Genomic DNA, 25,183 nt, shown 5'->3' with positions numbered 1-25,183 from the left:
ATTGCCGATGTGGTGGAATTGGTAGACACGCTGGATTCAAAATCCAGTTCCGCAAGGAGTGACGGTTCGACCCCGTCCATCGGTACCAAATTAAAAGAGAATGAGTAATATGGAACAGATAAACTTAATGGAAAATGCGCTTAATCTAACCCTTTTTGGGATGGGTTTTGTCTTTTTATTTTTGACTTTATTAGTGTTTGTGACTAAATTGATGTCCGTTGTTATTCAAAAAATGAACAAATTAACCCCTATTGCAGCAAGCGTGGGTGGAATGGATGAAGAAATAGACGAAGAAACGAAATTTGTCATTGAAGAAGCAATCAAGATACACACAGGAGCGTAGAAGAATGCTAGATTTTCTAAAAAATATTGTTCGAAAGCCTAATAATCAGGGCGATACCAAAAAGGTGGAAATCACTGAATTAGTACTTCGTGACGCCCATCAATCTTTGTTTGCAACCAGAATGCGTATTGACGATATGTTGCCGATTGCCGATAAACTCGATAAGATTGGCTATTGGTCTATAGAATCTTGGGGCGGTGCAACTTTTGATTCTTGCATTCGCTATTTGGGTGAAGATCCCTGGGATAGAATCCGTGAAATAAAGGCAGTGATGCCGAATACCCCACAACAAATGTTGCTTAGAGGGCAAAATTTATTGGGCTATCGTCATTACAGTGATGATGTAGTGCGTAAATTTGTGGAACGCTGTGCTGAAAATGGCGTGAGCGTTTTCCGTATTTTTGATGCGATGAATGATATGCGCAATCTGAAAACAGCGGTTGATCAAACGGTGAAACTCGGTCAGCACGCACAAGGCACGATTTCTTATACCGTGAGTCCTGTGCATACTATGCAAACTTGGGTAGATATGGCGAAAGCTATTGAGGATATGGGTGCACATTCTTTATGTATTAAGGATATGGCAGGTTTGTTACATCCTTATGATGCCTACGATTTGGTGAAAAAACTCAAAGCGACGGTAGATATTCCGATTCAACTACACGCACATGCAACCACAGGTTTATCAACGGCTTCCATTGTCAAAGCCGTAGAAGCAGGGATTGACCGTGTGGATACTGCGATTGGCTCTATGAGCATGACCTATGGACATTCAGCGACTAATTCTATTGTGGCGATTTTAGAAAATGGGCCAAGAAAAACAGGTTTAGATTTAGAAAAATTGGAAGAAATTGATGCTTATTTCCGGACTATTCGTCGCAAATACGCACAGTTTGAAGGCTCGCTCAGGGGTGTTGATTCCAGAATTTTATTGTCGCAAGTGCCAGGCGGTATGCTAACTAATATGGAAAGTCAGTTGCACGAGCAAAACGCTATTGATAGAATGGATGCGGTAATGGCTGAAATCCCTCAAGTGCGTAAGGACTTGGGCTATATTCCATTAGTCACACCGACTTCACAAATTGTCGGCACACAGTCGGTTTTAAATGTCTTAACGGGCGAGCGTTACAAAACTATTACTAAGGAATCCGCAGGTGTTTTAAAAGGCGAATATGGTGCAACACCAGCCCCAGTTGATAAACATTTACAGAACAAAGTGCTGGATGGTGAAAAGCCAATTACTTGCAGGCCAGCTGATAATATTGCACCAGAAATGCACATTCTTGAGCAAGAATTTGATAAGATTGTGGCAGAAAAAAGTTTAACGGTTGCTGCTAATAAGGTTGATGATTTATTGACTTATGCGTTATTCCCACAAGTGGGGATTAATTTTATAGAAAATCGCAATAACCCTGACTTTTTTGAACCAGTGCCACAAGAGGACGGTAATACCAGTAATAATTCAAATGGAAAAGGCACTTATACAGTTTCCGTTAAGGGTACTTCTTATACGGTAGATGTGTCTGCGGGAGGTAGTATCACTTCTATGAAGGCAGCTTCTGATAGAAATGTTTCTGTTGCCCCAGTAGAAAAAGAAATTATTGATGATGTGCTTATTGATGATGCTGAAGAAATCGGTGCTCCGTTGTCAGGTAACATTTGGAAAGTGATGGTGGCACAACATCAAAAAATTAGCGAAGGCGATGTGTTGGTTATCTTAGAGGCGATGAAAATGGAAACTGAAATTAAAGCAGCTCGTAGCGGTATTGTGGGAGATATTAGCGTCAAAGAAGGCGATGCAGTTACTGTTGGGCAAACCTTGTTAACATTAGCATAATATGGAACAGTTGAATCTACTTTGGTCAAATACAGGCTTGCAACAAATGGTGTGGGGGCAAGGGCTGATGCTAATTGTCGGTATGTTACTTGTGTATCTTGCTATTGTTAAAAAATTTGAACCTTTGTTATTGTTGCCGATTGGCTTTGGTGCGATTTTGGCGAATATCCCCGGTGCAGGTATTGCAGAAGGTAATGGTATTTTGCATATATTTTATATGGTGGGTATTGAGTCGGGTGCATTTCCACTCATTATCTTTATGGGTGTTGGCGCATTAACGGATTTTGGGCCTTTACTTGCCAATCCAAAAACTTTATTGCTTGGTGCTGCTGCACAATTCGGTATCTTTGCAACCCTATTGGGTGCTATTGGTTTAACTGCATTAGGTGTTTTTGATTTTAGTCTAACCGATGCAGCTGCGATTGGCATTATCGGTGGTGCAGATGGACCAACTAGTATCTATGTAGCGTCAAAATTAGCCCCAGATTTACTCGGCGCAATTGCGGTCGCATCATATTCTTATATGGCACTAGTACCTTTGATTCAACCACCGATTATGCGTGTATTGACGACTGCAAAAGAGCGTCAAATTAAGATGGTGCAGTTGAGGGAAGTATCGCAAAAAGAAAAAATTATATTCCCGATTATGTTGCTAATATTAGTAGCATTATTATTGCCAGATGCAGCACCATTATTAGGTATGTTTGCTTTCGGTAATTTAATGAAAGAATCAGGTGTGGTTGACCGTTTGAGCGACACCACACAAAACGCACTGATTAATATTGTGACTATTTTTTTGGGTTTGGCTGTAGGCTCCAAATTGATGGCAGATAAATTTTTACAACCTGAAACTTTGGGTATTTTATTACTGGGTATGGTGGCATTTGGTATTGGTACTGCTTGCGGTGTATTAATGGCAAAAATAATGAATATCTTTAGTAAAAAAAATAAAATCAATCCTTTAATCGGTTCAGCAGGGGTTTCTGCTGTGCCGATGGCAGCCCGTGTTTCTAACAAAGTCGGTTTAGAGGCTAACCCGCATAACTTCTTATTAATGCACGCAATGGGTCCAAATGTTGCGGGAGTGATAGGTTCAGCGATAGCCGCAGGCATTATGATTCAATTTTTGAGTTAGTCCTTTGCAACGAACTTTTCTAAAATCTAAACTCCATCGTGTAACAACCACTGCTAGTGAAGTTGACTATGAAGGGTCGTGTGAGATTGATGGTGTTTTATTAGATGCAGCAGGAATTGACGCTTTTGAACAAATTCAAATTTATAATATTAATAATGGTAAGCGTTTTACCACTTATACAATTCGTGGCAAGGATAATTCAGGGGTAATTTCAGTAAATGGTGCAGCAGCACATAAGGCAGATATTGGCGATTTATTAATTATTGCTGCTTATGCCAGCTACAACGAAGTTGAAGTGAAAAACTATGCACCAACTCTGTGTTATGTTGATGGAAAAAATATCTTAACTAAAATAAAATGATGAAAGAGGTTATTCAAAATATTATTCAAGGGTTGGTTTTAAAACAGTTAGGTGAGGACGATGCATTAATTTCATCGGGTTTGATTGATTCTGTGATTATTATTGAACTGATACTTGAAATAGAGCAAAAGTTAGAGCTGATAGTTGACTTAAGTGAAGTAACCGAGCAAAATTTTGATAGTATTAATAAGTTACATCAATTCTTATTGAGAAAATCACAGCTTTAGATGTTTTTTTGCTTTAAAAAAAGGTCTTTTCTATCACTTGAAAAAGAGGGCGATAAGTTAGCTGTTTCTGGATCAGATATAGATGTTAGTTGGTCTGAATTAAAGCAAAAAGTTGACCATCAGGTTATTCAATTACATAAAAAAACTAACGGATTAACTGTACCAGTTATTTTATACGGACATAAAGAAGCTGATTTTATAGTGTTAATACTTGCCTGTTTAATACTTGAAATTCCTTTTGTTCCGATTGATATTAGTTACCCTGAAAAGCGTATTGATAAAGTAAAACAACAATTAAAAAAAGGTTTGTTGGTTGATGTAGCATCTGGTTTAATAACGCTATTTGGCAAGGGGGAAGTGTGCTCTCAAAAAAATCAAAACGATCCTCTGACCTATGTTATTTTTACTTCTGGTAGCACAGGGGATCCAAAGGGTGTGCAAATTAGTGCTTCAAATGTAAATAACTTTATTGTTTGGTCGCAAGAAAGTTTTGATTTATCTTCCAAACAGGTGTTTATGAATCAAGCGTTATTAAGTTTTGATTTATCAATATTTGAATTAGTTAATGCATTAAGTTTGGGTGCTAGTCTGGTTTTAATGGATAGAAAAGTCAGCCTAGATATAGAGTTATTTAAAGGTAGATTTTTAGCATATCACTGTAATGTGTGGGTTTCAACACCTTCTTTTGCATTTGCATTTGGTTTTGATAAAACATTTAATGATAAAAACTTTCCGCACTTAGATTTAATGATTTTTTGTGGCGAAGTATTGTCTAGGCAACTGGCTAATTTATTACTCTCACATTTTTCTAATCTGAAATTGTTTAATACTTATGGACCGACAGAAACAACTGTTATGGTAAGCAGTATTCAAATTAATCGAGATATATTGAATACTTATAAGCAACTTCCTATTGGTAACACTAATATTGATTGCCATATTGATATTCAAAATAGTGGTATTTTTGAAGGCAATGTTACGGGTGAACTATTAATTAGTGGAAAGGGTGTTTCTATTGGTTATCTAAATGCTAATAATGATAATTTTACTACCAATAAAGAAGGTGTGTATTATTATGCTACTGGGGATATGGCATACCAACAAGATAATAGGTTATTTTTTGCTGGGCGTCAAGATAATATGATTAAATACAATGGGCACCGCATTGATTTAGGTGAAATAAATCACATTATCGAGCAATTGGAAGATGTTTCTAATGTTAGAACTTTGCCGTTAGAGCGTAATGGGCGAGTCATTCGCCTGGTTGCTTTTATACAAACAAGTGATAGTAGTATGGATATAATTAATACTTATCTTGAGCATAGATTACCTAAATATATGATTCCTAGTGAGTATGTTTTTCATTCTGTTTTTCCATTAACTCATAATCTAAAGATAGATAGCCAACAATTATTAAAACAATATATGGATTTTTGAGATGGCACAACGAATTTTATTGGCATTTTTATGGAGGCTATTGAAAGCGCCTAGTTTTGTTCGCTTAATATTTATCAAACTTTTGATATGGCTTTCATTGCGTGCTAAATTAACGCGAATTTGTAAAGATATGAAAATCTCCCTTAAGGATTTTTCAGAACAAGAAATTGATACTTTGGCACGGCTTTCTATTTCTAATGTTGTCGTTAATATGATTAATATTCTTGATATTAAAAAACACAGTTATGTAATTAATTCCCCTATTCCAATAGAACAACTAACTGATGGTGGTGCTATATTTGCATCAATACACATGGGTAAGGCTGATAGTGCAGCATATGCACTTAAGCAACAGGGTGTTAAGGTCCGCACTATGATAGGTGCGGGAAAAAGAAGCCCAGCACTACACCAACTTGGGTTACGCGTTTTGCACTACCTGGGTGTGCCTTATATTAAAAAATCTAATACAACTTTTTTCCAATTAGCACAGGCGTTAAATCAAGGGGAAAGTGTTTTTGTTCATAATGATTTAAAAAATAAAGGATTAGAGGTTTCGTTCCTAGGCTTTCAAACGACCACTCCTAAAACTGCTACCTCATTATCAATATTAGCTAAAAAACCATTATATTTTATTTACATATTGCCAAATAAAAAAGACAATGAATATATGGTGAATATAGAATTAGTGGATAAAGAATTCGCGCTTAAATCGACAAATACTCAAAAAATAGAGCAATTGACTCACTCACTAACTCACAAAATGGAAAAGACTATTTTGAAAAATCCAGAACAATGGTTTTGGGCCAATAATCGTTTTAAAAATTGTCAGCCAAAATAGCGATTTTTATGCAAAAATCTTTATTATTTAATCTAAAGGAGACCTTTGCATAAATATGAATAATCATCAAAATGCCATCTTTCATCAAATTACAAACTTTTTAAAAACACCCTTAGCCCTGCTAGGAGTGGATTTAAAAAATTTCCAATTTAATAAAATCTGTCATTTTGCTAATCATCCCTATTTATGCAAAGGTCTCTAAAGACAAGAGCGTCAAAAGGTTATTAGTGTAAAGCTAAGCCTTTTTGTGGTTCGGTAATAAGTAAACTACTTCCATCCATTGATCCAATATCCCATTCGGTACTGGGCATGACTCTGATAAGTAAGTCTAAGATATTGTGCAATAATTGTGAATTAAGATTGAGGTTGATATCTTGCCCATCGGCGCTGGCAAAAATTAGGGCAATATTAGTATTTTCATAAACATTAATGGTAATTTTATCAATTAGAATAGGTGCTTTACCTATTGGGAATGTGTTACCAGTATTGAAAGGTGTGGTGTAGTCGCTTTTATTGATGATATTTTGGTGTTCTGCTTGGTGTTCCATTTGCTGTTGCATTTGTTGCGGGGTAGATTCTTTGCCAGACGCTAATGTTATCGGTACAACCGGTGTTTTTTCCATATCATTCAAATCGGGTTTGTTGATTAAAGAATGATTAATCGTTTGATTAAGGATATCCCAAAATGAAACGACAATACGACGCGTGAGAAATAAGCGTATTTCCTCGCCTTCTGCACTGTTGATATTCATTACTAATCTATCTTCTTGGTTTGAATATGAGATTTGCATTTGATGTATATTCATAATAAAGATTTTATACTAATATTCCATTTTCCATAGTTAGAAATCTATCCATTTTTTTTGCAATACTCATATCGTGAGTCACAAGCACTAATGCTGATTTTTGTTGTTGATTTAGCTCCATCATTAAGTCCAGCGTTTCTTTTGCACTTTTTGTATCCAAATTGCCTGTCGGTTCATCTGCTAATAAGCAACTTGGATTATTAATCAAAGCACGGGCAATAGCGACGCGTTGGCGTTGCCCACCTGATAATTCAGCAGGGCGATGATTAAGTCTATCTTGTAAGCCAATTTCCGCAAGTAATTTACTGGCTTTTTCGGTGGCTGTTTGTGTGTTTTCGCCACGAATGAGTAAAGGCATTGCCACATTGTCCAATGCACTAAAATCTTTTAGCAAGTGATGAAATTGGTAAACAAAGCCCAAATATTGAGAGCGAAGCTGGGTGATTTTTGTTTCGTTGATTTGTGATAAATCGGTATTGTTAATCAGTATTTTGCCTATAGTAGGCTGGCTTATGCCACCGAGTAAATTTAATAATGTGGATTTTCCACAACCAGATTGTCCGATTATGGCAATGGATTCTGCTTGTTCAACTGCCAAATTCAGCATGCTTAATACCGGTGTTTCAATTTCACCGCTATTGTAACTATAGCTCAAATTTTGACATTCAATAATCTTACTCATGGTTTAATACCTCTGAGATTTGCAGTTTTCCAGCGCGTTTGGCAGGGTAAATGGACGCTAACACTACTAAAACAAATGCACCGATTGCCACAGTAATAATATCACTCAAGTGAATTTCAGAAGGGAATCGGCTGATATAAAATACATCAGCAGGGAAAAACTGAAAACCCAATAGTGATTCAATGCCACTAATTACAGATTCGATATTGAATGCCAACGCCACACCGAATATTGTCCCGACAATAATGCCAATAATGCCAATAGTAACACCTTGATAAAAGAAGAGTTTAACAATACGATTTGGCGTCATACCGATGGTTCGGAGAATGGCAATATCGGCTTTTTTATCTGTTACTACCATTACCATCATTGACACTACATTGAAGGCAGCCACAGCAATAATGAGCGATAAAATAATGCCAATCATTTGTTTTTCAAGATTGAGTGCTTGTAGGAAATTTGCCTTTTGTTGCATCCAGTCAATGCCGTAATATTGTCCAGAACCTAAGTTATTAACCACTTCATTAGTGATTTTTTTAGCATTGAATAAGTTATCCACCTTCAGTCGGATGCCCGACACTCTGTCTTTCATTGAATACAATAATTGTGCTTGATGCAGTTGAATGAATGTTAAATTATTGTCGTATTCGGCAACGCCTGCGTCAAAAATACCACTGATAGTAAAGCGTTTAAATCTCGGCTGTATTCCGAGAATATTGGAAGACACTTGTGGTGTGATTAAGGTAACTTTATCGCCGACTATAACGCCTAATTTATTGGCCAAACCAACACCGATCAAAATATTGGATTTATTCAGTGTTGCATTGCCAGATTTCATTTTTTTTAATAAAACAGAAATTTTTTTCTCTAACTCAATCTCAATACCTCTGACGCTAATTCCTTGTGAGCCAAATCCAGTATTGAGTAAGGCGTATTTTTGAATATAAGGGGAAGTGCTGACGACGCTTGGATGTTGGTCAATTTTTGCCTGTAGTGTCTGCCAATTTTTGACCGTGCCACCATATTCGGTAATATAAGAATGTGAAATAGCACCTAATACCCTATCGCGTAGTTCTTTGTGAAAGCCATTCATCACTGATAGTACCGTAATTAGCGTCATTACACCCAACACCAAACCGACAATAGACACCCCAGAAATAAAGGAAACAAAGCCTTTTTTCCGATTAGAACGCAAATATTGATTAGAAATTTTAAATTCGATACCCATAGGGCTGATATTTTGTCATAATTAGTACTTTAAAAGTAAAGGAATGTTTTGATATGTCAAATATAATAATTAAAGAAAAAATTGACCAATTAGGCGACATGCTAATTGGGTTGTTTCACATTGTTGGCTTGTTCGTAATTGGCGGCACGATTGTTTGGTCATCTGTTCATGAATATTTAATCATTATGCAACACGAGATGGGGTTTGCTTCGTTGAAAGATATTTTGCTGTTGTTTATTTATTTAGAACTTGGGGCAATGACGGGTATTTATTTTAAAACCCATAAAATGCCTGTTGTATTTTTGATATTTATTGCCATTACTGCGATTACGCGTTTCTTGGTGATTGATATGAAGTCCTTGGTAGCGCACGATAAACTCAATGTTATCGTGATGGTGTTAGCAATTTTGGTGTTAGCAATTTCTGCAGGGGTGCTGAAATACACGGAAAATAAATATCAATCTGACAATGACTATTAGAGACCTTTGCATAAATATGAATAATCATCAAAACGCCATCTTTCATCAAATTACAAACTTTTTAAAAACACCCTTAGCCCTGCTAGGAGTGGATTTAAAAAATTTCCAATTTAATAAAATCTGTCATTTTGCTAATCATCCCTATTTATGCAAAGGTCTCTATTAGATTCAATGGATTTAAACACGCGTGGGTTTGTTAATGTTTTATTATTGCCATTATCGGCGATTTTTTATCTGTCGTCGCTTGTCAGAAAAGCATTTTATCGTATTAATTTATTAAAAATACATCAGTTTGATGTGCCAGTTATTATTGTCGGTAATATCACTGTGGGCGGTAGTGGGAAAACACCGATTGTGATGGCATTAGTTAAGCATTTTAAAGCACAAGGGAAAAAAGTCGGCGTGGTTTCTCGTGGCTATGGAGGTACACATTCACAAGGTAGTTTATTGGTTGATGCAAGTACTCCTGCAGATATATCGGGCGATGAACCTGCACTGATTGCCGCCCAATCTAATGTGTTGGTGATGGTGAATAAAAACCGTGCGCAGGCAGTGCAAGATTTAATTGATAATCATAATGTGGATATTGTGATTAGTGATGATGGCTTGCAACATTATGGCATGGGTAGGGCAGTGGAAATTTGCGTGGAAAATGGGTTTGGTAATGGATTTTTCTTACCAGCAGGACCATTACGAGAGTCTAAAAATCGTTTGAAAAGCGTCGATTTTGTTATTCAAAGTGTATTAAAACCTGTGACTTTTATCAATCTAAAAACACAAAAATCACAACCTTTAGATTATTTTAAAGGTAAAAAATGTCGTGCTGTTGCAGGGATTGGACAACCGAATAAGTTTTTTACGATGTTGAATGATTTGGGGGTGGATACAATTCAACACTCTTTTGCGGACCATTATTTATTTATTAAACAAGATTTGGATTTTAAAGACACACATCCTATTATTATGACTGCTAAGGATTGTGTAAAATGTAATCAATTCGCAACAGAGCAGATGTGGTATTTGCAGGTTGAAGCCGAGTTAAGCGATGAATTTTTGAACGAACTTGATGAAAAATTATGATTGATAAAGACTTGTTAAAATTATTAGTTTGCCCACAAAGCAAAGCACCACTCAAACAAGTGGACGATGAGTTGATTTGTGCAGAGAGTGGATTGGCTTACCCAATTATTGACGGTATCCCAGTATTATTGATCGAAGAAGCAAGAAAAATAAACTAATGGATTTTTCCGTTATCATTCCTGCACGCTACGCATCAACTCGTTTGCAGACTAAATTATTGCAAGATATTCACGGCAAACCGCTCATCCAACACACCTATGAAAACGCCAAAAAAAGCGGTGCAGCTAGTGTGATTGTTGCCACAGACGATAAGCGTATTGAGAAAGTTGCCAATGATTTTGGTGCAACAACTTGCATGACCAGTGAGAGTCACACATCAGGGACCGCCCGTATTGCAGAAGTATTGGAAACGCTTAGTATTGATGACGAACAAATCATTGTCAATGTGCAAGGCGATGAACCAATGTTAGGTGCAGAAGTGATTAAACAAGTGGCACAAAATTTAGCCAATTCAAAAATGAAAATGTCAACTTTGTGTGAAAATGTAATTGATAAAGCGCAGTATTTAGACTCAAATTGTGTGAAAGTGGTGTTTGATAAATTTGGTAAAGCCCTGTATTTTTCGCGTTCGCCAATCCCCGCTTTTCGAGATGAAGCAGATTTTAATATAGCACTATGCTTTAAGCATATTGGTATTTACGCTTATCGTTCAGGTTTTGTCAAACAGTATTTAACCATGCACAGCTCAAACTATGAGCAAGTAGAGAAATTAGAGCAACTTACTGTGCTCAGCGAAGGGTTTGATATTCATATCAGCAAAGCCTGTGTGCCGACGGGGTTTGGTGTAGATACAGCAGAAGATTTAGCAAAAGTTAGGGAAGCGTTACAATGATTATAAACGGTCAGAAAATTGCTCAGAATTTAAGAAAAAACATTGGCGAGCAAGTCGCACACCTTGAGCGGAAACCAGGTTTGGCAGTGATTTTAGTGGGTGATGATCCTGCGTCTGCGGTATATGTGCGTAATAAGGATAATGCTTGCAAGGAAGTCGGTTTTTATTCTGAAAAAATTAACAAGTCGGCAGACATTAGTCAAGCGGAATTATTGGCTGAAGTAGAGCGATTGAATAATGACGATAAAATTGATGGTATTTTGGTGCAGTTGCCATTGCCTAGACATTTAGACACCAATCAAGTGATTGAAGCCATCAATCCCGCAAAAGATGTCGATGGTTTTCACAGTGAAAATATCGGAAAATTAATGCAAAATAAACCACATTTACGCCCTTGTACGCCAAAAGGGGTAATGACGATGTTAGCAACGACAGGAGTTGACTTGATAGGTAAAAATTGTGTGGTAGTCGGTGCGTCAAATATTGTTGGGCGACCAATGGCAATGGAATTATTGAATGCCCACGCCACCGTGACAATTTGTAATAGCAAGACAACTGATTTATCGAATAAAATTAAAAATGCTGATGTCGTAGTGGTTGCTGTCGGCAATCCACAATTTATCAAGGGTAGTTGGATTAAAACAGGGGCAATTGTGATTGATGTTGGCATCAACAGATTAGAAAGTGGGCAATTGGTTGGCGATGTTGATTTTGACAGTGCCGAAAAAGTCGCAGGTTGGATTACTCCAGTACCTGGTGGCGTTGGACCGATGACGATTGCCACTTTATTGGAAAATACTTTAACCGCCTATATGGCAAGGACTAAAAAATGAAATTATTATTAAAAGCATTCCGAAATGGATTGGGTGCAATTATTGCATTTGTGAGTTGGGTAATCCCTGTTAGTAAAGTAAAACGCACTGTTAAACAACAAAAAGAAATTGATGCACAAACAGAAAATATCGAATTGTATCAATTCTTTGGTTGTCCATTTTGTATCAAAACCAGAAGGGTTATCAGGCGCTTAAATCTAAATATCATTGCTAGAGATGCGCAAAATAGACAAGGTGTTTTCAGGGCAGAATTGCTGAAAGAAACAGGGAAAACTCAAGTACCTTGCCTAAAAATTACCGAAAATGGTAAAGTGGAATGGATGTCTGAAACGGTTAAAATTATTGAATATTTAGAAAAGCGTTTTGGCTAAAAAAATCAATGTGTGGTGATATTTAAAGTACTTTCAGAATTATCGATAGGCACAAAAATTACATTGCCAAATAGGGCATAGCCATTTTTACCTGCCATCTCATTTTGGGGCAATCCCAGTGCTTCGCCATCGTCATTAACGACTAATATGCCATTACCTTGCTTGATAAAACCTAAATAACCCTCAACAAAAGTCTCTAATTCGGACTTGTTAAATTCTGAGTTATTATCAAGTGGTTTAATAGCAATTGGGTCGCCTGTTACTTTGTATAACATCGCTTCGTGCCATTTGTATTTAATTTCTTTTGCCATTTTATCCCTCGGGTAAAAACTCCTGTAATTGTTGAATACTGTCATTTAATTCTTGCTCAGAATTCGCAGTAATATTGATATGTCCTAATTTTCTATTGATGCGTTCTGCCTTATCATATAAGTGTAAATGCGCATTTGCCATGCTCAACACCGTATCAATCTTGCCAATCTTGCCAATAATATTCACCATTGCAGAAAACTGATGGGTGGGCGTGGTATCGCCAAGTGGTTGCCCTGTAATGGCACGAATATGGTTTTCAAACTGCGAAGTATTTGCTCCTTCAATACTCCAATGCCCTGAGTTATGTACACGAGGTGCCATTTCATTGACAACCAGTCCGTTTTCGGTTTCAAATAACTCAATTGTTAGCACACCAATATGATTCATTTCATCAAGCAAAGTTTGCATGTAGCGTTCAGCGGTTTTTTGCACTTCTGCGTCAATAGCCTGAGCAGGGGCAATAGTGAGTCGTAAAATGCTGTTGTGGTGCGTGTTCTCCACTAGTGAATAATACTTATAATTGTTGTCTTTGTCACGCACGGCAATCAGCGAAAGTTCGCGTTTGAAATTGACAAAGCCTTCTAAAATCGACTCAACACCGTTCATGCTTGCCCAGGCTTCGCTGATTTGACTTTCATCACGCATCAAAAATTGCCCTTTACCATCATAGCCTTCAGTTGCCGTTTTTAAAATCGCAGGCAGCCCGATGACACCCACGGCATCAATTAAATCTTGTTCAGAATTTACCATTTGATAAGGCGCGCAAGGGATATCTAATTGTTCAAATAGTGCCTTTTCACGACCACGATGTTGTGTGGTGAATAGTGATTTTTCACTTGGATATACAGGGATTATTTTGCTGATTTCCTTGACGATTTCAATATCGGTATTTTCGCTTTCATAAGTAATAACATCGGCAAAATCTACCAAAGATTTAACACTATCATTGTCAATAAACATATGCCCTAATAAGGCGGAAGGCTCGTCATCGCTATTACCCGAAAAACCGAATTGGTGATTCAAAGGGTAGCCTGCGATAGCAAGCATTCTACCTAATTGACCTGCTCCTAAAACACCGACTTTCATCTAATTTTCTGGATTTGGATTATCAAGCACATCTTGCGTTTGCTTGGCTCTAAATGCAGTTACTTTTTTCCTTACAGTGTCATCTGCATTAGCAATAATTTGTGCTGCTAAAATTCCTGCATTTTTAGCCCCTGCATCGCCAATTGCAAGCGTGCCAACAGGGATACCACCGGGCATTTGTGCAATAGAAAGTAAAGAATCTTGTCCACTTAATGCACGCGATTGTACAGGTACACCCAAGACAGGTACGATAGTTTTGCTGGCAACCATACCTGGTAAATGTGCCGCACCGCCTGCTCCTGCAATGATAACCTTCAAACCGCGTTCGCTTGCAGTGCTTGCATATTCAAACATCAGATCAGGGGTGCGATGCGCAGAAACAACCTTGATTTCATGAGGTACATCAAATTCTTCCAACATCTCCACTGCATTTTTCATCGTTGACCAATCAGATTTTGACCCCATAATAACTCCAACAACTGCACTCATTTCTTTCTCCAAGGTTTGTGTTAAGATTGAATTATACGCAATTCAAAATCTTGATGTAAAAAAGGCAAGTGCCCAGTTTCCAATATTGTTACCGAGGTATTTTGCTGTTTATACCATTTGGCAATATTAATTGGTATCAAAGTATCTTGCTTGCCCAAAATAATCTGTGTTGGTATTTTTAATTGCTTAAATTGTTGACGCAAATCACTATTTAATAAAATATTCAATCCTTGTTTAAGTCCTGTAGCCGTTGCAGGAAAAGTATCAATTGACTGATTGAGTGATTTTAATTGTGCCTTATTCTCACTCTGTAAACTCACAAAGCGTTTGAGCCCTTTGGATAGATTGAGTGATAAAGTGGCAGAAAATTGATGGAAATTATCTGCATCAATGCCATAGTTCCAATTGTCAGTAGTCACGAACTTAGGGCTAGAGGCCAATAAAACAAGATGAGATAATTTTATTTTATTGGCAATATTGATGGCCAATAATCCACCCAAAGACCAGCCTAATAAAATAGGATTGCTAGGCAATATTTTTATGATTTCATCACACCATTTATCAATTCCACCCTCTACGATATCACTACGCCCATGCCCAGGTAAATCAATCACAGTAATGCGATAGTGATTTTTATAGCACTCAACAAAGGCATTAAATAAATCGCTATTAAACCCCCATCCGTGCAACAATACCAAGTCTTTACCCGTGCCGATTGACGAACTATAAAGCATATTTAATTTGTGTTAAAAGTTGCTCTATTTGACTTTGCGTATGGTTCGCATTTAGCGTAATACGCAATCGTTCTGTGCCTTTTGCTACAGTCGGTGTGCGAATGGCACTTACTTGAAAACCTTTTTTAAGCAGAGTGTGACTGATTTTTAAGGCGTGTTCGCTATCGCCAATCATCAAAGGTTGAATGGCACTGTTTGATTTTGCGATGGGCAAAGCAAGCGCTTGAGAAAAAGTTTGGAAAAATTGAATATTGGCTAATAATTTGGCATTTTGCTCCCCACTTTTAATGAGTTCCAAGCTTTTAAGCGTTGCCACGCATAATGCAGGTGCGATTGCCGTGGTATAAATATAAGGACGCGATTTCTGCACCAAAAAATCAATAAAATCTTCATCCCCCGCGACAAATGCTCCCATTACTCCAGCTGCTTTACCTAGTGTCGCCATGTAAATTGATTTTTTAGGAATATTGGGGGCAAAAACCCCAAATCCGTGTGCATCATCTTGCATTAATAAAGCATCTGATTTCTTGGATATTTGTTGAATAGATGAAATATCTGCCTGGTCGCCATCCATGCTAAATACTGTATCAGTAACAATCAGCCCTTGACCTTTTTGCCTACTTGCCTTCTTTTCAAGTGATTTAATATTCTTATGCAAATATCGTTGTAATGGCAGCCCAATCAAATGATTAGCATCAATTAATGAAGCGTGATTAAGTTTATCCTGCAACACCCAATCCAATTCATTTTTCAATGCCGAGAATACACCAATATTCGCCATATATCCTGTGGAAAACAACAATGTCTTTTGTGTTCCGACATAATCCGCCAACGATTCTTCCAATTGTTGATGTGCCGTAGTATGTCCATTAATTAAATGCGATGCTCCAGCACCTACCCCAAATTTATCCACCCCTTGCTTAAATGATTTAATTACCTGTGGATGATTTTTTAACCCTAAATAATCATTTGAACAAAAATCTACGCAACATGCGTCAGTAATCTTCGTCTGTCGATAAAGATGCTGTGTTTTAAGAGTGGCAAGATGCTGTGAAAAATTCATATAAGCAATATTTTAACCTTCTTGAGACCTTTGAAGAAGGCTTGAGCCTTTTTTTAGGATTTCTACCTCCATTTGAGCCAGTTTAAGGTCTTTTGCAAGTTGTTTGTTTTGCTTTAATAACGCCGAATGTGTTGCTTTGTGATGTGCTGTGTTGGCGGTATCGGCGGTTCTTTTAAAGGCTTTATCTTGTTTTTGATTCAATTCAATCCTCCATTTGTAGATCATGTTTCTGCGTAAACCTAAATCTCTTGCAAGCTGTGCAATGCAAGTATTTGGTTGATTTGCTAGTGCTAGGGTTTCTAGTTTAAAGGTTTTGGTGAAGGCTGTGTATTTTCTTGTCATTTTGGACTCCTAAATGTTAAAATTTAGTGTCCAGTTTATTGGGGGAGTTTCAGTAGCGCCCCCTTTTTTTGTTTAAAATGACATTGCTACCGACTATAATATCGGCATTAAGGTAAAAGAATATGAATATTATTTGATAATAAGTGAGCATCAAAAAGCCCTAGACATTCTAAGGTGTAATATTGATAAGGGGCTAGCGTCAAACATAACACAAGGAAATAAATGAACCATTGGACAAAACTAAGCATAGAATTTGCAAATCAAAGAAATTATTTGGATGAATTATTTCGTGTTTACCCTACAATTCCAGAAGGTATTAGAGATATTGATGAAAATTTGTGGCAACAAGTAGAGCAATCATTTCAAGCCAAAAATAATGTTGAATTGCTAAATGTTTTATTAAAAATGGATTTATTTCCAATCAAAGACTCTTATACTGCTTATCTTAAAAGAGATAGTAGCTCAATATCAAGAAATCCAAATACGGTAGATAGATTGTGCGGAAGATTGTATGAAATGGGATTGGATAAAATTTTTGAGCGATGTTCAGAGCCAAAAGAAACCAATAGGCAGATTGGTCCATTATTCAAATGCTGGTTAGATACAAAAGCATTGGGGATAATGCCAGTAAAACTTGAGGAATTTATTTCTTCAACAGACGATGCAATACTAGATGCGAGCGATGCAAAAATGATGGAATTTGCTAGGAAAAACTTAGAATATAAGCACAATAAGGGCTTAGATTTTGTTGCAAGGTTTAATGGCAAATATGTAATAGGCGAAGCAAAGTTTTTAACAGATTTTGGCGGTCATCAAAATGCACAGTTTAACGATGCCATGACGACTGTCAAATCCAAAGTTGATGCAGTAACTGTTGCAATTTTGGATGGTGTGCCTTACATTGAAAGTAGCAACAAAATGTGTAAATCAATCAGAGGTCAAAATAAACACAACATTATGAGTGCTTTAGTGCTAAGAGAATTTTTATATTCATTATGAAAAACTTACTCATTCACAGTAATAATTTAAGAGGTATTGAATTTTTACTTAAAAATAAAAAACTAGCGGGAAAGGTGGATTTAATTTATATTGATCCACCTTTTGCCACGAATAGTAATTTTACAATTACAAACGGTAGGGCTTCAACGGTTAGTAATTCAAAAAATGGTGATATTGCTTATTCTGACAAATTAAAAGGTAAGGATTTTATTTGTTTTTTAAGGGATAGATTGGTTTTATTAAAAGATTTATTGTCCGAACAAGGCTCTATTTATTTGCATATTGACTACAAGATTGGGCATTATGTCAAAGTAATGATGGATGAGGTTTTTGGAATTGAAAATTTTAGAAATGACATAACTAGAATAAAGTGTAACCCCAAAAATTTTAAGAGAACGGGTTACGGCAACATAAAAGATATGATTTTGTTTTATTCAAAATCCGCTAAACCTATTTGGAATGAGCCAAAACAACCTTATACAGAAAAAGATATTGAAAAATTATTTCCAAAAATAAAACAAGGTAGAAGATATGCAACTGTGCCAATTCACGCCCCTGGAGAAACAGAAAATGGAAAATCTAATCAGCCATTCAAAGGAATTATGCCGCCAGTGGGCAGGCATTGGCGAACTAATGTAGAAACATTAGAAAAATGGGATAAGGAAGGGTTGATTGAATGGTCAAAAACTGGAAACCCAAGAAAGATTATTTTTGTTGATGAGAGAGAGGGAAAAAGAATGCAAGATATTTGGGAATATAAAGACCCTCAATACCCCAATTATCCAACAGAAAAAAATGCGGATATTTTAGATCTAATTATTAAAACTTCATCTAACGAGAAAAGTATAGTTTTAGATTGTTTTTGTGGTTCTGGAACAACCTTAAAATCAGCCCATTTATTGAATAGGCAATGGATAGGAATAGATGAATCAAAATTGGCAATACAGGCAACAACTGAGAAAATAAAAAGCATCGAAAGCAATCTTTTTGTTTTAAAACCAGCGTATCAACTAATGGATTTAAACAATGAAAGAACGGCTAATAAAGCGTTCCAGCAGGCGGTTATCGCCGCACGCTGAACTTGGTTGTTAGGCACATAAAAAACATATGGGACTACCCTTTGCCCCGTCAAACAATGGCGTCAAACAATGTATAGTAATTAGTGTATAGTAATTAGGGTCAGAGTGTCATTTTATACTGAAATTAAAAGTATATCTTAGATTTGTGAATTTAAAATTATTAAGGACAATCTAGCCAAATGCCCAAACCTTGGGCACAGATTTCTAAATCACCTTTAAAGAGTTTGATTTGTTGAGCCTCATCAAGGGCAACACTGTGTTTATTGGCAATGTTTAATAGGTAATTTAATAAGTCTGCTTTAATCACTTTGTGACGATTTTTTTCGTGTTGGGCTTGTTCAGCAATTTTGACAAAACCATCTATGTGTTTAATCAACATATCAGCAGATTTTTGTGTGAATTCAATGCGATTAAAATGTGTTAGATAGGCGTATTTCGGCTGAAGTTGCATCAGTTGATTGATGGTAGTTTTCCAAGTTTTTGGATCAAATTGTATCGGAGTAGTAGGTGGAAAAATTAACTCACCTTGTGGCGTGTCAAATTCACGATAACTTACACCTAAAGTATCGCCAGAGAATATGCCCTGAGATTTTTCATCCCAAATGCAAATATGATGACGGGCATGGCCGGGGGTGTCAATAAATTTTAAGATACGGTTACCGAGTCTGATTTCATCATTGCCTTTGGCAATAATGATTTTGTCTTCAGCGATTGGAATTAAATCACCTAAAAATTGTTTAAAAAATAATTCACCATATACGCCAATAACCCCTGCGCGTAATTTGGATGGATCAATTAGATGATTTGCACCATATTCATGGACGAAAACTTTGGCATTGGGTAGGTGCTTAATTAACTCACCTGCACCACCTGCATGGTCAAGGTGAATGTGGGTAAGAATAATATAATCGACATTTTCTCGTGGGATATTTTTCGCATCTAAAGTGCCAAGTAACATCGGTATGGATAGATAACAGCCAGTATCAATAAAGGCAATGCGTCCGTTATCTTCAATTAAATAGGCAGCAACAAAGTCATCACGCATATGCTGAGTGTCAATGCAAGTAATGCCAAAATCAAGCTCGTGGTAAATAGAGTTCATAAGCTTGTATTTTAGACAATAAAAAACCGCTCAAAAGAGCGGTTTTTTATTATTTAGGTGAGACCTTTGCATAAATAGGGATGATTAGCAAAATGACAGATTTTATTAAATTGGAAATTTTTTAAATCCACTCCTAGCAGGGCTAAGGGTGTTTTTAAAAAGTTTGTAATTTGATGAAAGATGGCGTTTTGATGATTATTCATATTTATGCAAAGGTCTCTAGGTAGCTAGTTTAGAAGTCGCCTGCTGCACCGCCATCCTGAATAGCATTCATAATACGCTTAACTTCAAGGGCTTTTTTTAATAACTTAGGTGGTAATGGAGCACCACCATAAATCATAAAGTCCATATCTAAAGTATAAATCCATCTTTGTCCTTGCTTGTCTTCAATGACAGCAAGACGACAAGGCAGATATGCTGAGAATGCATCTGAATGGTCAACCATAGTCATTGCTGTTCTTGGCGAACAATACTGATAAATCTTCAAATAACGCTGTGCTTTAAAGTCTGGATGACCTTTAGTAACATCTGTTGGATTGGTTTGTAATTCAACCATTTCCGAGAGTGGCAACATACCAACAGAACGGATACTTTCAGCAGTGGCAATAGATTCCATTGCCTCCTCAATATCTTCATTTGTAACATCATCTGCTACTTTAACACGCACAACAGACGCCATAGTAATATCGCCAGTGTCTAATAATTTATTCGCCATCGGCATATAAACTTTTGCCATTGATTCCGGGTGTAATTTTGGTGAAATCATCTCGCTAATGACTTTGGTAGTAATGCCATATTGTACTTGTAATGACACCATATAGTAAGTTGCGATTGCACCGATAATAATCAGTAGGTTCTTAATTATGCTCATTCTTTTCTCCGTATTAATTTGATAAGTTAAAATAGCAGGTTATTCTAACAGTATTTAAATATAGTGCAAGTCTATCACTATATGATAATTTTCTAATATTTGTTGAGACCTTTGCATAAATAGGGATGATTAGCAAAATGACAGATTTTATTAAATTGGAAATTTTTTAAATCCACTCCTAGCAGGGCTAAGGGTGTTTTTAAAAAGTTTGTAATTTGATGAAAGATGGCGTTTTGATGATTATTCATATTTATGCAAAGGTCTCTTGTTATACAACATGTAAACCATTCAGCACAATGTTAGTCAAACTCACTACGCCAATTACTTTACCGCCATCTATGACAGGGCAACGAGACAAGCCAAGTCGCGTTAAAAATCGTGCGCAATAACGAATTTCCATATCAGGATGCACTGAGATAATAGGCTTAGTCATAATCTCATAAGCATTCACACGGTCTAATGCGCGTCCTTCGGCAATGACTTTGGCGGCAATATCAGAAATTAACACTACACCATATTCATCATGTTGGTGTGCTTTATCAATGATTAACATTTTGGTTTTCTTGTGTTGCATATCATTCAGAGCATCCTCCACAGTGCTTTTGCTATCAATAATATCCACTTCTTTCCACATTACATCTCTTACTAATACTGGGGTATTCATAATTTTTCCTCCACGGTTGTTTCTAATGCTTTTATTTGATGTGCCACGCCAACGGCATCTTCCACATCGATTTGAAAGGCGATTCCCTCTTGATCATCGCGATCGAACTCACCCGCTTTTGCCACACTTTCTAAAATTGCCCTAGAAAGGTGTTGCTCAACGAGCAATAATAAAACATCTCTCGGGGTATCAATACTCAACCCCAAAAATGTTTGATTGTGGTTTAGCCCTTCTCCTCGCGCCTGAGAGATGATGGTCGATCCAGTCGCCCCTTCTTCTCTTGCAGCGTTGAGGATGTTGTCAGTTTTGTCACTATCGACAAAGGCAATAATTAATTTAAAGCGCATTGTCCCCTCCCTGTTGGTAATAATTATTTTGATTATTGAATTGCATTGTTTTTTCTCCTATTTAAATAATTGGTAATTTGTGCATACGCTAGCACGCTCATAATGGGGAATAGTGAAGCAAAGGCAATTAATCCAAAACCATCAATCATTGGGTTTCTGCCTTCAATTGTACTCGCTAAACCTAACCCTAGGGCGGCAACTAAAGGTACCGTTACTGTGGAAGTCGTTACCCCGCCTGAATCATACGCCAAGGCAATAATATCTTTGGGGGCAAAGTAAGTTTGAATTAAAACGACTATATAACCAGCAATAATAAAATAATGTATGGGTATGCCCGTTATAATACGATAACTACCAAGAGAAATGCCAATGGCAACCCCGACTGCCACCGCAATACGCAATGACCAAGTTTTGATAGAGCCACCCGATACTTGATTGGCTTTGATTGCTACTGCTAACAAAGACGGTTCGGCAATAGTGGTAGAAAAACCAATGGTAAAAGCAAAAATATACACCCAATAATAACTACTCCAACCCATATTTTTACCAATAAAATCAAGGCTCGTTAATTGTTCAGCCATAATTTTTCCGATAGGGAAGAGTGCTTTTTCCAAGCCAATAATGAAAAATGTCAACCCAATCCAAACCAAAATAAAGCCAATAATAACCCGCTTTAAATGCGGAATTTTTTGCCTAAGAATGAGTGCCTGAAACCCAAACAACACCAAAACAATCGGTGCTACATCGATGAGCATACTGGCAAAAGGTTGTAATAATTCTACCATAACATCCCAAAAATCATCACCGCAACAATTGGTAGTAAGGATGCAATGGCAATCATACCAAAGCCATCAATCATTGGATTTCTGCCACGAATAGAACTTGCTAAACCAACACCAAGTGCAGTGACTAAAGGCACAGTAATGGTACTAGTCGTTACGCCGCCAGAGTCATAGGCAATGCCGATAATATTCTCAGGTGCGAAAAAAGTTGTGATAATTACCAATATATAACCACCCATAATTAAATAAGTCAGTGGCCAGCCTTTAATAATTCTGAGTACACCAAGCAATACCGAAAAGCCCACCGACAGTGCCACCGTATAACGCAAAGTTTGTGCGTAGGTGTTCAAGTCTGCTTCAGTTTTTATAATCCCACCGAGTTGTGCCACATTCGCCGCCTCATTCGCTACAGCGATAAGTGCAGGTTCAGCCACTGTGGTGCCAAACCCTAAGGCAAAAGCAAATATCAACAACCAAACTAATGAGCCTTTTTTAACAAAAGCAAACGCCAAGGCTTCACCAATCGGAAACAATCCTAAATTTAATCCATAGATAAAGAGCGTTAAACCAAGCAACACAAAGCCCGTACCAAGAGCAATATTCGCAAAATCAGGAATTGGTTGCTGCAACACAGCCAACTGAAAAAACGCAATCACTAAGACAATCGGTGCCAAATCTTTGGTGCTGTCGAGTAAGTTTCTAGCAAAAGTAGTGAAAATTCTTTTCATAAAAAAGGGTGTGGCAAAAGGGTATGGCGATTTTGCTCAATGAGACCTTTGCATAAATAGGGATGATTAGCAAAATGACAGATTTTATTAAATTGGAAATTTTTTAAATCCACTCCTAGCAGGGCTAAGGGTGTTTTTAAAAAGTTTGTAATTTGATGAAAGATGGCGTTTTGATGATTATTCATATTTATGCAAAGGTCTCTCAATGTTATTGAGCAGAGTGAATTATAATAGATGCTATGAAAAAAGTCGTTCTAATTAATGGAAAAAAGCAATCTAAGTTGAATGTGTTCAATCGTTTAACGCAATTCGGCGATGGTTTATTCGAAACCTGCGTTATTAAAGACACTAAATTGTTATTTTGGTCAATGCATTTTGACCGATTAGAACAAGGGCGTACTCAACTCAAAATCAACAAAGTGAGTGAGAGACAGTGGCTAAGAGATATTAATAAAGCATTCGGTATTGCCAAATTAGAGCAAGCAGTCGTGAAGATAATATTGTCTCGTGGTGAGAGCGAACGCGGTTATGGATTTAAAAAAAATATCAAACCCACCCGTATCGTCATCGTCTCACCAATGCCCAAACAGACAGCCGATAAATACACACTCAGTATTTGCAATAGTGGCTATGCCAACAATATACCATTGTCCCACATCAAGCATTGTAACCGCCTTGAGCAAGTATTAGCACGCACCAATATGCTTAGTGATGAGTGTATTATGTTGAATGAAAAAGGCAACCCAGTCTCCGTTACACAGGGTAATATTTTTGGCATTAAAGACGGTGTATTATTAACACCAAATTTGGATAATTGCGGGATTGAAGGCACGCGTCGTACAGTAATATTGAAAATTGCCACTGCACTTAAATTACAAGTGAAAGTCGGTGAACTCACATTACAAATGCTTTACGATTGTAATGAAGTCTTTATCAGTAACAGCGTGATTGGTATCAAATCGGTGGACACCATCAATGCTAAGAAATTTACTCAACAGGTCGTCACGCAAAAAATCGCACAGGTTTTGGGAGAAGAAAGTCAGGCAAAGAAAAATATTACCCCACTAAAACCTAAAAAATCCAATATGAAAAAAGCCTTAAGTTTAAGTTTAATTGCTTTTGCATTGTTCTATTGGGCAAATACTATCAAGAGCGAAAAATCCTTTGTTTACCACTTGCCACAAGGGGCGGGGATGAGTGTAACTGCAAGCAATCTTGAAAAACAGGGTGTGATTCAATCGCGTTATTTTTTGATGGCAATGTCAAAAGTGCTTGGTTTTGACGCAAAAATAAAATCAGGATATTACGATATTAATCCTAATATGAGCGTATTTGAGTTGCTGAATAATTTTGCTTCTGCCGAAGTTGCTAGTCGTAATATAACTTTAATTGAAGGCAAAACCATTAGTCATTATTATCAACAATTAATCAATAATAAATTCTTAAAATCCAGCGGTTCATTTGTCGATACTATGCGTTTAGCAGGTATCAAATCTCCTTATGAAGGCTATTTTTGGCCTGATACTTATCAAGTTAATATCGGCGATAGCGTCGCCAGTGTTTTTAAAAGGGCCAATCAAAAATTGCAAAAAAATCTCTACGCAGAATGGCAAAAACGCGATAAAACCCTACGCCTTAATAATGCATCTCAGGCATTAATATTAGCATCTTTAATTGAAAAAGAAACTGCATACAGTGCAGAAAAAACGCAAATATCTGGCGTATTTATACGTCGTTTACGCATTGGAATGCGTCTGCAAACTGACCCAACCGTTGTCTATGCATTGAATTTAAGCAAAAGATACCGTGGCTTTCTTACCCGCAAAGATTTAAAATTTAATAGCCCTTACAACACCTATCAAAACAAAGGACTGCCACCCACTGCCATTTCTTCAGCGAGTGCCAGTTCTTTATACGCAGCAATGCATCCAGCCAAGGGCGATAGTCTATTTTTTGTTTCTAAAAAAGACGGCTCTCACGCTTTTGCAAAAACTTACAAACAGCACCAACTTAACATTAAAAAATATCTAAAATAG

General features: G+C 37.0%; 36 protein-coding genes and 1 tRNA gene. 19 read left to right on the top strand and 18 right to left on the bottom strand.

The window, feature by feature from the left end; translation table 11 throughout:
- Positions 1-3: 3 nt before the first annotated feature.
- From AB8525_RS04000 to AB8525_RS03960, 9 genes are all read left to right on the top strand, one after another.
- Positions 4-88: transfer RNA gene (locus AB8525_RS04000), tRNA-Leu, on the top strand.
- Between the two features lie 12 nt (positions 89-100).
- A complete protein-coding gene (locus AB8525_RS03995; RefSeq protein WP_369178761.1) occupies positions 101-343 on the top strand; it encodes an OadG family protein in 243 nt (80 codons plus the stop codon).
- Positions 344-347: 4 nt separating this feature from the next.
- Positions 348-2,180 carry a sodium-extruding oxaloacetate decarboxylase subunit alpha gene (gene oadA / locus AB8525_RS03990; protein WP_369178759.1) on the top strand — a complete coding sequence of 611 codons (1,833 nt, stop codon included), beginning with the start codon at positions 348-350 and terminating at the stop codon, positions 2,178-2,180.
- A gap of 1 nt (position 2,181) precedes the next feature.
- Positions 2,182-3,315 (top strand): sodium ion-translocating decarboxylase subunit beta, encoded by a 1,134-nt coding sequence (locus AB8525_RS03985; protein WP_369152742.1) that lies wholly within the window; start codon positions 2,182-2,184, stop codon positions 3,313-3,315.
- Between the two features lie 4 nt (positions 3,316-3,319).
- Positions 3,320-3,676 (top strand): aspartate 1-decarboxylase, encoded by a 357-nt coding sequence (gene panD / locus AB8525_RS03980; RefSeq protein ID WP_369152740.1) that lies wholly within the window; start codon positions 3,320-3,322, stop codon positions 3,674-3,676.
- Positions 3,676-3,903 carry a phosphopantetheine-binding protein gene (locus AB8525_RS03975; RefSeq protein WP_369178758.1) on the top strand — a complete coding sequence of 76 codons (228 nt, stop codon included), beginning with the start codon at positions 3,676-3,678 and terminating at the stop codon, positions 3,901-3,903. The genes panD and AB8525_RS03975 overlap by 1 nt, the downstream gene beginning before the upstream one ends.
- A complete protein-coding gene (locus AB8525_RS03970) occupies positions 3,904-5,340 on the top strand; it encodes an AMP-binding protein (RefSeq protein WP_369152737.1) in 1,437 nt (478 codons plus the stop codon).
- A 1-nt stretch (position 5,341) separates the two neighbouring features.
- The gene (locus AB8525_RS03965; RefSeq protein WP_369152735.1) at positions 5,342-6,178 is read left to right on the top strand and encodes a lysophospholipid acyltransferase family protein; all 837 of its coding nucleotides are present in this window, start codon (positions 5,342-5,344) and stop codon (positions 6,176-6,178) included.
- Positions 6,179-6,233: 55 nt separating this feature from the next.
- Positions 6,234-6,380 (top strand): hypothetical protein, encoded by a 147-nt coding sequence (locus tag AB8525_RS03960; protein WP_369149988.1) that lies wholly within the window; start codon positions 6,234-6,236, stop codon positions 6,378-6,380.
- Positions 6,381-6,402: 22 nt separating this feature from the next.
- On the opposite strand, the gene AB8525_RS03955 is transcribed toward AB8525_RS03960, so the two are convergent.
- Genes AB8525_RS03955 through AB8525_RS03945 form a run of 3 tightly spaced genes read right to left on the bottom strand, consistent with a single transcriptional unit; the run spans position 6,403 to position 8,894 of the window.
- Positions 6,403-6,984 carry a hypothetical protein gene (locus AB8525_RS03955; protein ID WP_369152733.1) on the bottom strand — a complete coding sequence of 194 codons (582 nt, stop codon included), beginning with the start codon at positions 6,982-6,984 and terminating at the stop codon, positions 6,403-6,405.
- A gap of 10 nt (positions 6,985-6,994) precedes the next feature.
- Positions 6,995-7,666 (bottom strand): ABC transporter ATP-binding protein, encoded by a 672-nt coding sequence (locus AB8525_RS03950; protein ID WP_369152730.1) that lies wholly within the window; start codon positions 7,664-7,666, stop codon positions 6,995-6,997.
- Positions 7,659-8,894 (bottom strand): lipoprotein-releasing ABC transporter permease subunit, encoded by a 1,236-nt coding sequence (locus AB8525_RS03945; protein WP_369178756.1) that lies wholly within the window; start codon positions 8,892-8,894, stop codon positions 7,659-7,661. Before AB8525_RS03945 ends, AB8525_RS03950 begins: the two co-directional genes overlap by 8 nt.
- A gap of 53 nt (positions 8,895-8,947) precedes the next feature.
- Between AB8525_RS03945 and AB8525_RS03940 the strand changes: the two genes are divergently transcribed.
- From AB8525_RS03940 to AB8525_RS03910, 7 genes are read left to right on the top strand one after another with little or no spacing between them, the layout of a single operon-like run.
- Positions 8,948-9,373 carry a phosphate-starvation-inducible protein PsiE gene (locus AB8525_RS03940; RefSeq protein WP_369178754.1) on the top strand — a complete coding sequence of 142 codons (426 nt, stop codon included), beginning with the start codon at positions 8,948-8,950 and terminating at the stop codon, positions 9,371-9,373.
- A gap of 16 nt (positions 9,374-9,389) precedes the next feature.
- Complete coding sequence (locus AB8525_RS03935; protein ID WP_369150050.1) at positions 9,390-9,539, top strand: hypothetical protein; 150 nt, start codon at positions 9,390-9,392, stop codon at positions 9,537-9,539.
- Positions 9,521-10,453 (top strand): tetraacyldisaccharide 4'-kinase, encoded by a 933-nt coding sequence (lpxK, locus tag AB8525_RS03930; RefSeq protein WP_369178752.1) that lies wholly within the window; start codon positions 9,521-9,523, stop codon positions 10,451-10,453. The genes AB8525_RS03935 and lpxK overlap by 19 nt, the downstream gene beginning before the upstream one ends.
- Positions 10,450-10,611, top strand: a complete 162-nt coding sequence (locus tag AB8525_RS03925; protein WP_369152718.1) for a Trm112 family protein — start codon at positions 10,450-10,452, stop codon at positions 10,609-10,611. The genes lpxK and AB8525_RS03925 overlap by 4 nt, the downstream gene beginning before the upstream one ends.
- A complete protein-coding gene (kdsB, locus tag AB8525_RS03920; protein WP_369152716.1) occupies positions 10,611-11,345 on the top strand; it encodes a 3-deoxy-manno-octulosonate cytidylyltransferase in 735 nt (244 codons plus the stop codon). Before AB8525_RS03925 ends, kdsB begins: the two co-directional genes overlap by 1 nt.
- On the top strand, positions 11,342-12,178 hold the full coding sequence (folD, locus tag AB8525_RS03915; protein ID WP_369178750.1) for a bifunctional methylenetetrahydrofolate dehydrogenase/methenyltetrahydrofolate cyclohydrolase FolD: 837 nt from the start codon (positions 11,342-11,344) through the stop codon (positions 12,176-12,178). The genes kdsB and folD overlap by 4 nt, the downstream gene beginning before the upstream one ends.
- Positions 12,175-12,549: a glutaredoxin domain-containing protein gene (locus tag AB8525_RS03910; protein WP_369178748.1), complete on the top strand. Its 375-nt coding sequence runs from the start codon at positions 12,175-12,177 to the stop codon at positions 12,547-12,549. The genes folD and AB8525_RS03910 overlap by 4 nt, the downstream gene beginning before the upstream one ends.
- A gap of 5 nt (positions 12,550-12,554) precedes the next feature.
- Here AB8525_RS03910 and AB8525_RS03905 read toward each other — a convergent pair whose 3' ends face one another.
- From AB8525_RS03905 to AB8525_RS03880, 6 genes are read right to left on the bottom strand one after another with little or no spacing between them, the layout of a single operon-like run.
- Positions 12,555-12,860, bottom strand: a complete 306-nt coding sequence (locus tag AB8525_RS03905; protein ID WP_369178746.1) for a hypothetical protein — start codon at positions 12,858-12,860, stop codon at positions 12,555-12,557.
- 1 nt (position 12,861) lies between these two features.
- Positions 12,862-13,947 carry a 5-(carboxyamino)imidazole ribonucleotide synthase gene (locus AB8525_RS03900; RefSeq protein ID WP_369178744.1) on the bottom strand — a complete coding sequence of 362 codons (1,086 nt, stop codon included), beginning with the start codon at positions 13,945-13,947 and terminating at the stop codon, positions 12,862-12,864.
- Positions 13,948-14,436, bottom strand: a complete 489-nt coding sequence (gene purE / locus AB8525_RS03895; protein ID WP_369178742.1) for a 5-(carboxyamino)imidazole ribonucleotide mutase — start codon at positions 14,434-14,436, stop codon at positions 13,948-13,950. It abuts the gene before it with no gap.
- Between the two features lie 20 nt (positions 14,437-14,456).
- Complete coding sequence (locus AB8525_RS03890) at positions 14,457-15,170, bottom strand: alpha/beta fold hydrolase (RefSeq protein ID WP_369178740.1); 714 nt, start codon at positions 15,168-15,170, stop codon at positions 14,457-14,459.
- Positions 15,160-16,233 (bottom strand): aminotransferase class I/II-fold pyridoxal phosphate-dependent enzyme, encoded by a 1,074-nt coding sequence (locus tag AB8525_RS03885; protein ID WP_369178738.1) that lies wholly within the window; start codon positions 16,231-16,233, stop codon positions 15,160-15,162. The genes AB8525_RS03890 and AB8525_RS03885 overlap by 11 nt, the downstream gene beginning before the upstream one ends.
- A gap of 12 nt (positions 16,234-16,245) precedes the next feature.
- Complete coding sequence (locus AB8525_RS03880) at positions 16,246-16,575, bottom strand: transposase (protein WP_369178736.1); 330 nt, start codon at positions 16,573-16,575, stop codon at positions 16,246-16,248.
- A 222-nt stretch (positions 16,576-16,797) separates the two neighbouring features.
- Here AB8525_RS03880 and AB8525_RS03875 point away from each other — a divergent pair, with 222 nt between their 5' ends.
- Positions 16,798-17,574, top strand: coding sequence for a restriction endonuclease (locus tag AB8525_RS03875; protein WP_369178735.1), 777 nt, complete (start codon positions 16,798-16,800; stop codon positions 17,572-17,574).
- Positions 17,571-18,653, top strand: coding sequence for a site-specific DNA-methyltransferase (locus AB8525_RS03870; protein WP_369178733.1), 1,083 nt, complete (start codon positions 17,571-17,573; stop codon positions 18,651-18,653). The genes AB8525_RS03875 and AB8525_RS03870 overlap by 4 nt, the downstream gene beginning before the upstream one ends.
- 160 nt (positions 18,654-18,813) lie before the next feature.
- Here the strand turns inward: AB8525_RS03870 and AB8525_RS03865 are convergent, their stop codons facing one another.
- The 9 genes from AB8525_RS03865 to AB8525_RS03825 all read right to left on the bottom strand — a co-directional run bounded on the left by AB8525_RS03865 (position 18,814) and on the right by AB8525_RS03825 (position 23,332).
- Positions 18,814-19,755 (bottom strand): MBL fold metallo-hydrolase, encoded by a 942-nt coding sequence (locus tag AB8525_RS03865; RefSeq protein ID WP_369178731.1) that lies wholly within the window; start codon positions 19,753-19,755, stop codon positions 18,814-18,816.
- A gap of 53 nt (positions 19,756-19,808) precedes the next feature.
- A complete protein-coding gene (locus AB8525_RS03860; RefSeq protein ID WP_369150026.1) occupies positions 19,809-19,958 on the bottom strand; it encodes a hypothetical protein in 150 nt (49 codons plus the stop codon).
- Positions 19,959-19,987: 29 nt separating this feature from the next.
- On the bottom strand, positions 19,988-20,626 hold the full coding sequence (locus AB8525_RS03855; protein WP_369178729.1) for a DUF302 domain-containing protein: 639 nt from the start codon (positions 20,624-20,626) through the stop codon (positions 19,988-19,990).
- A 92-nt stretch (positions 20,627-20,718) separates the two neighbouring features.
- Positions 20,719-20,874 carry a hypothetical protein gene (locus AB8525_RS03850; protein ID WP_369178727.1) on the bottom strand — a complete coding sequence of 52 codons (156 nt, stop codon included), beginning with the start codon at positions 20,872-20,874 and terminating at the stop codon, positions 20,719-20,721.
- A 20-nt stretch (positions 20,875-20,894) separates the two neighbouring features.
- Positions 20,895-21,290 (bottom strand): CBS domain-containing protein, encoded by a 396-nt coding sequence (locus tag AB8525_RS03845; RefSeq protein WP_369152692.1) that lies wholly within the window; start codon positions 21,288-21,290, stop codon positions 20,895-20,897.
- Positions 21,287-21,637 carry a P-II family nitrogen regulator gene (locus AB8525_RS03840; RefSeq protein ID WP_369152690.1) on the bottom strand — a complete coding sequence of 117 codons (351 nt, stop codon included), beginning with the start codon at positions 21,635-21,637 and terminating at the stop codon, positions 21,287-21,289. The genes AB8525_RS03845 and AB8525_RS03840 overlap by 4 nt, the downstream gene beginning before the upstream one ends.
- A 32-nt stretch (positions 21,638-21,669) precedes the next feature.
- Positions 21,670-22,422 (bottom strand): DUF1538 domain-containing protein, encoded by a 753-nt coding sequence (locus AB8525_RS03835; RefSeq protein ID WP_369178725.1) that lies wholly within the window; start codon positions 22,420-22,422, stop codon positions 21,670-21,672.
- Positions 22,416-23,147, bottom strand: coding sequence for a DUF1538 family protein (locus AB8525_RS03830; protein ID WP_369178723.1), 732 nt, complete (start codon positions 23,145-23,147; stop codon positions 22,416-22,418). The genes AB8525_RS03835 and AB8525_RS03830 overlap by 7 nt, the downstream gene beginning before the upstream one ends.
- On the bottom strand, positions 23,144-23,332 hold the full coding sequence (locus AB8525_RS03825) for a hypothetical protein (protein WP_369152685.1): 189 nt from the start codon (positions 23,330-23,332) through the stop codon (positions 23,144-23,146). The genes AB8525_RS03830 and AB8525_RS03825 overlap by 4 nt, the downstream gene beginning before the upstream one ends.
- A gap of 54 nt (positions 23,333-23,386) precedes the next feature.
- On the opposite strand from AB8525_RS03825, the gene mltG reads away from it, so the two are divergent.
- Positions 23,387-25,183 carry an endolytic transglycosylase MltG gene (gene mltG, locus AB8525_RS03820; protein ID WP_369178721.1) on the top strand — a complete coding sequence of 599 codons (1,797 nt, stop codon included), beginning with the start codon at positions 23,387-23,389 and terminating at the stop codon, positions 25,181-25,183.

Origin of the sequence: Candidatus Thiodubiliella endoseptemdiera (assembly GCF_964212635.1) — a bacterium.
GTDB lineage: Bacteria > Pseudomonadota > Gammaproteobacteria > PS1 > Pseudothioglobaceae > Thiodubiliella > Thiodubiliella endoseptemdiera.
The sequence above is the reverse complement of the archived record's forward strand: the minus strand, read 5'-3'. Positions and strand labels throughout refer to the sequence as shown.

What these genes read in the sequence shown, in the direction of transcription:
- AB8525_RS03995 (WP_369178761.1), top strand. Translation starts at nt 101, where the DNA reads ATGAGTAATATGGAACAGATAAACTTAATGGAAAATGCGCTTAATCTA.
- oadA (WP_369178759.1), top strand. Translation starts at nt 348, where the DNA reads ATGCTAGATTTTCTAAAAAATATTGTTCGAAAGCCTAATAATCAGGGC.
- AB8525_RS03985 (WP_369152742.1), top strand. Translation starts at nt 2,182, where the DNA reads ATGGAACAGTTGAATCTACTTTGGTCAAATACAGGCTTGCAACAAATG.
- AB8525_RS03975 (WP_369178758.1), top strand. Translation starts at nt 3,676, where the DNA reads ATGAAAGAGGTTATTCAAAATATTATTCAAGGGTTGGTTTTAAAACAG.
- AB8525_RS03970 (WP_369152737.1), top strand. Translation starts at nt 3,904, where the DNA reads ATGTTTTTTTGCTTTAAAAAAAGGTCTTTTCTATCACTTGAAAAAGAG.
- AB8525_RS03965 (WP_369152735.1), top strand. Translation starts at nt 5,342, where the DNA reads ATGGCACAACGAATTTTATTGGCATTTTTATGGAGGCTATTGAAAGCG.
- AB8525_RS03960 (WP_369149988.1), top strand. Translation starts at nt 6,234, where the DNA reads ATGAATAATCATCAAAATGCCATCTTTCATCAAATTACAAACTTTTTA.
- AB8525_RS03955 (WP_369152733.1), bottom strand. Translation starts at nt 6,984, where the DNA reads ATGAATATACATCAAATGCAAATCTCATATTCAAACCAAGAAGATAGA.
- AB8525_RS03950 (WP_369152730.1), bottom strand. Translation starts at nt 7,666, where the DNA reads ATGAGTAAGATTATTGAATGTCAAAATTTGAGCTATAGTTACAATAGC.
- AB8525_RS03945 (WP_369178756.1), bottom strand. Translation starts at nt 8,894, where the DNA reads ATGGGTATCGAATTTAAAATTTCTAATCAATATTTGCGTTCTAATCGG.
- AB8525_RS03940 (WP_369178754.1), top strand. Translation starts at nt 8,948, where the DNA reads ATGTCAAATATAATAATTAAAGAAAAAATTGACCAATTAGGCGACATG.
- AB8525_RS03935 (WP_369150050.1), top strand. Translation starts at nt 9,390, where the DNA reads ATGAATAATCATCAAAACGCCATCTTTCATCAAATTACAAACTTTTTA.
- lpxK (WP_369178752.1), top strand. Translation starts at nt 9,521, where the DNA reads ATGCAAAGGTCTCTATTAGATTCAATGGATTTAAACACGCGTGGGTTT.
- AB8525_RS03925 (WP_369152718.1), top strand. Translation starts at nt 10,450, where the DNA reads ATGATTGATAAAGACTTGTTAAAATTATTAGTTTGCCCACAAAGCAAA.
- kdsB (WP_369152716.1), top strand. Translation starts at nt 10,611, where the DNA reads ATGGATTTTTCCGTTATCATTCCTGCACGCTACGCATCAACTCGTTTG.
- folD (WP_369178750.1), top strand. Translation starts at nt 11,342, where the DNA reads ATGATTATAAACGGTCAGAAAATTGCTCAGAATTTAAGAAAAAACATT.
- AB8525_RS03910 (WP_369178748.1), top strand. Translation starts at nt 12,175, where the DNA reads ATGAAATTATTATTAAAAGCATTCCGAAATGGATTGGGTGCAATTATT.
- AB8525_RS03905 (WP_369178746.1), bottom strand. Translation starts at nt 12,860, where the DNA reads ATGGCAAAAGAAATTAAATACAAATGGCACGAAGCGATGTTATACAAA.
- AB8525_RS03900 (WP_369178744.1), bottom strand. Translation starts at nt 13,947, where the DNA reads ATGAAAGTCGGTGTTTTAGGAGCAGGTCAATTAGGTAGAATGCTTGCT.
- purE (WP_369178742.1), bottom strand. Translation starts at nt 14,436, where the DNA reads ATGAGTGCAGTTGTTGGAGTTATTATGGGGTCAAAATCTGATTGGTCA.
- AB8525_RS03890 (WP_369178740.1), bottom strand. Translation starts at nt 15,170, where the DNA reads ATGCTTTATAGTTCGTCAATCGGCACGGGTAAAGACTTGGTATTGTTG.
- AB8525_RS03885 (WP_369178738.1), bottom strand. Translation starts at nt 16,233, where the DNA reads ATGAATTTTTCACAGCATCTTGCCACTCTTAAAACACAGCATCTTTAT.
- AB8525_RS03880 (WP_369178736.1), bottom strand. Translation starts at nt 16,575, where the DNA reads ATGACAAGAAAATACACAGCCTTCACCAAAACCTTTAAACTAGAAACC.
- AB8525_RS03875 (WP_369178735.1), top strand. Translation starts at nt 16,798, where the DNA reads ATGAACCATTGGACAAAACTAAGCATAGAATTTGCAAATCAAAGAAAT.
- AB8525_RS03870 (WP_369178733.1), top strand. Translation starts at nt 17,571, where the DNA reads ATGAAAAACTTACTCATTCACAGTAATAATTTAAGAGGTATTGAATTT.
- AB8525_RS03865 (WP_369178731.1), bottom strand. Translation starts at nt 19,755, where the DNA reads ATGAACTCTATTTACCACGAGCTTGATTTTGGCATTACTTGCATTGAC.
- AB8525_RS03860 (WP_369150026.1), bottom strand. Translation starts at nt 19,958, where the DNA reads ATGAATAATCATCAAAACGCCATCTTTCATCAAATTACAAACTTTTTA.
- AB8525_RS03855 (WP_369178729.1), bottom strand. Translation starts at nt 20,626, where the DNA reads ATGAGCATAATTAAGAACCTACTGATTATTATCGGTGCAATCGCAACT.
- AB8525_RS03850 (WP_369178727.1), bottom strand. Translation starts at nt 20,874, where the DNA reads ATGAATAATCATCAAAACGCCATCTTTCATCAAATTACAAACTTTTTA.
- AB8525_RS03845 (WP_369152692.1), bottom strand. Translation starts at nt 21,290, where the DNA reads ATGAATACCCCAGTATTAGTAAGAGATGTAATGTGGAAAGAAGTGGAT.
- AB8525_RS03840 (WP_369152690.1), bottom strand. Translation starts at nt 21,637, where the DNA reads ATGCGCTTTAAATTAATTATTGCCTTTGTCGATAGTGACAAAACTGAC.
- AB8525_RS03835 (WP_369178725.1), bottom strand. Translation starts at nt 22,422, where the DNA reads ATGGTAGAATTATTACAACCTTTTGCCAGTATGCTCATCGATGTAGCA.
- AB8525_RS03830 (WP_369178723.1), bottom strand. Translation starts at nt 23,147, where the DNA reads ATGAAAAGAATTTTCACTACTTTTGCTAGAAACTTACTCGACAGCACC.
- AB8525_RS03825 (WP_369152685.1), bottom strand. Translation starts at nt 23,332, where the DNA reads ATGAATAATCATCAAAACGCCATCTTTCATCAAATTACAAACTTTTTA.
- mltG (WP_369178721.1), top strand. Translation starts at nt 23,387, where the DNA reads ATGAAAAAAGTCGTTCTAATTAATGGAAAAAAGCAATCTAAGTTGAAT.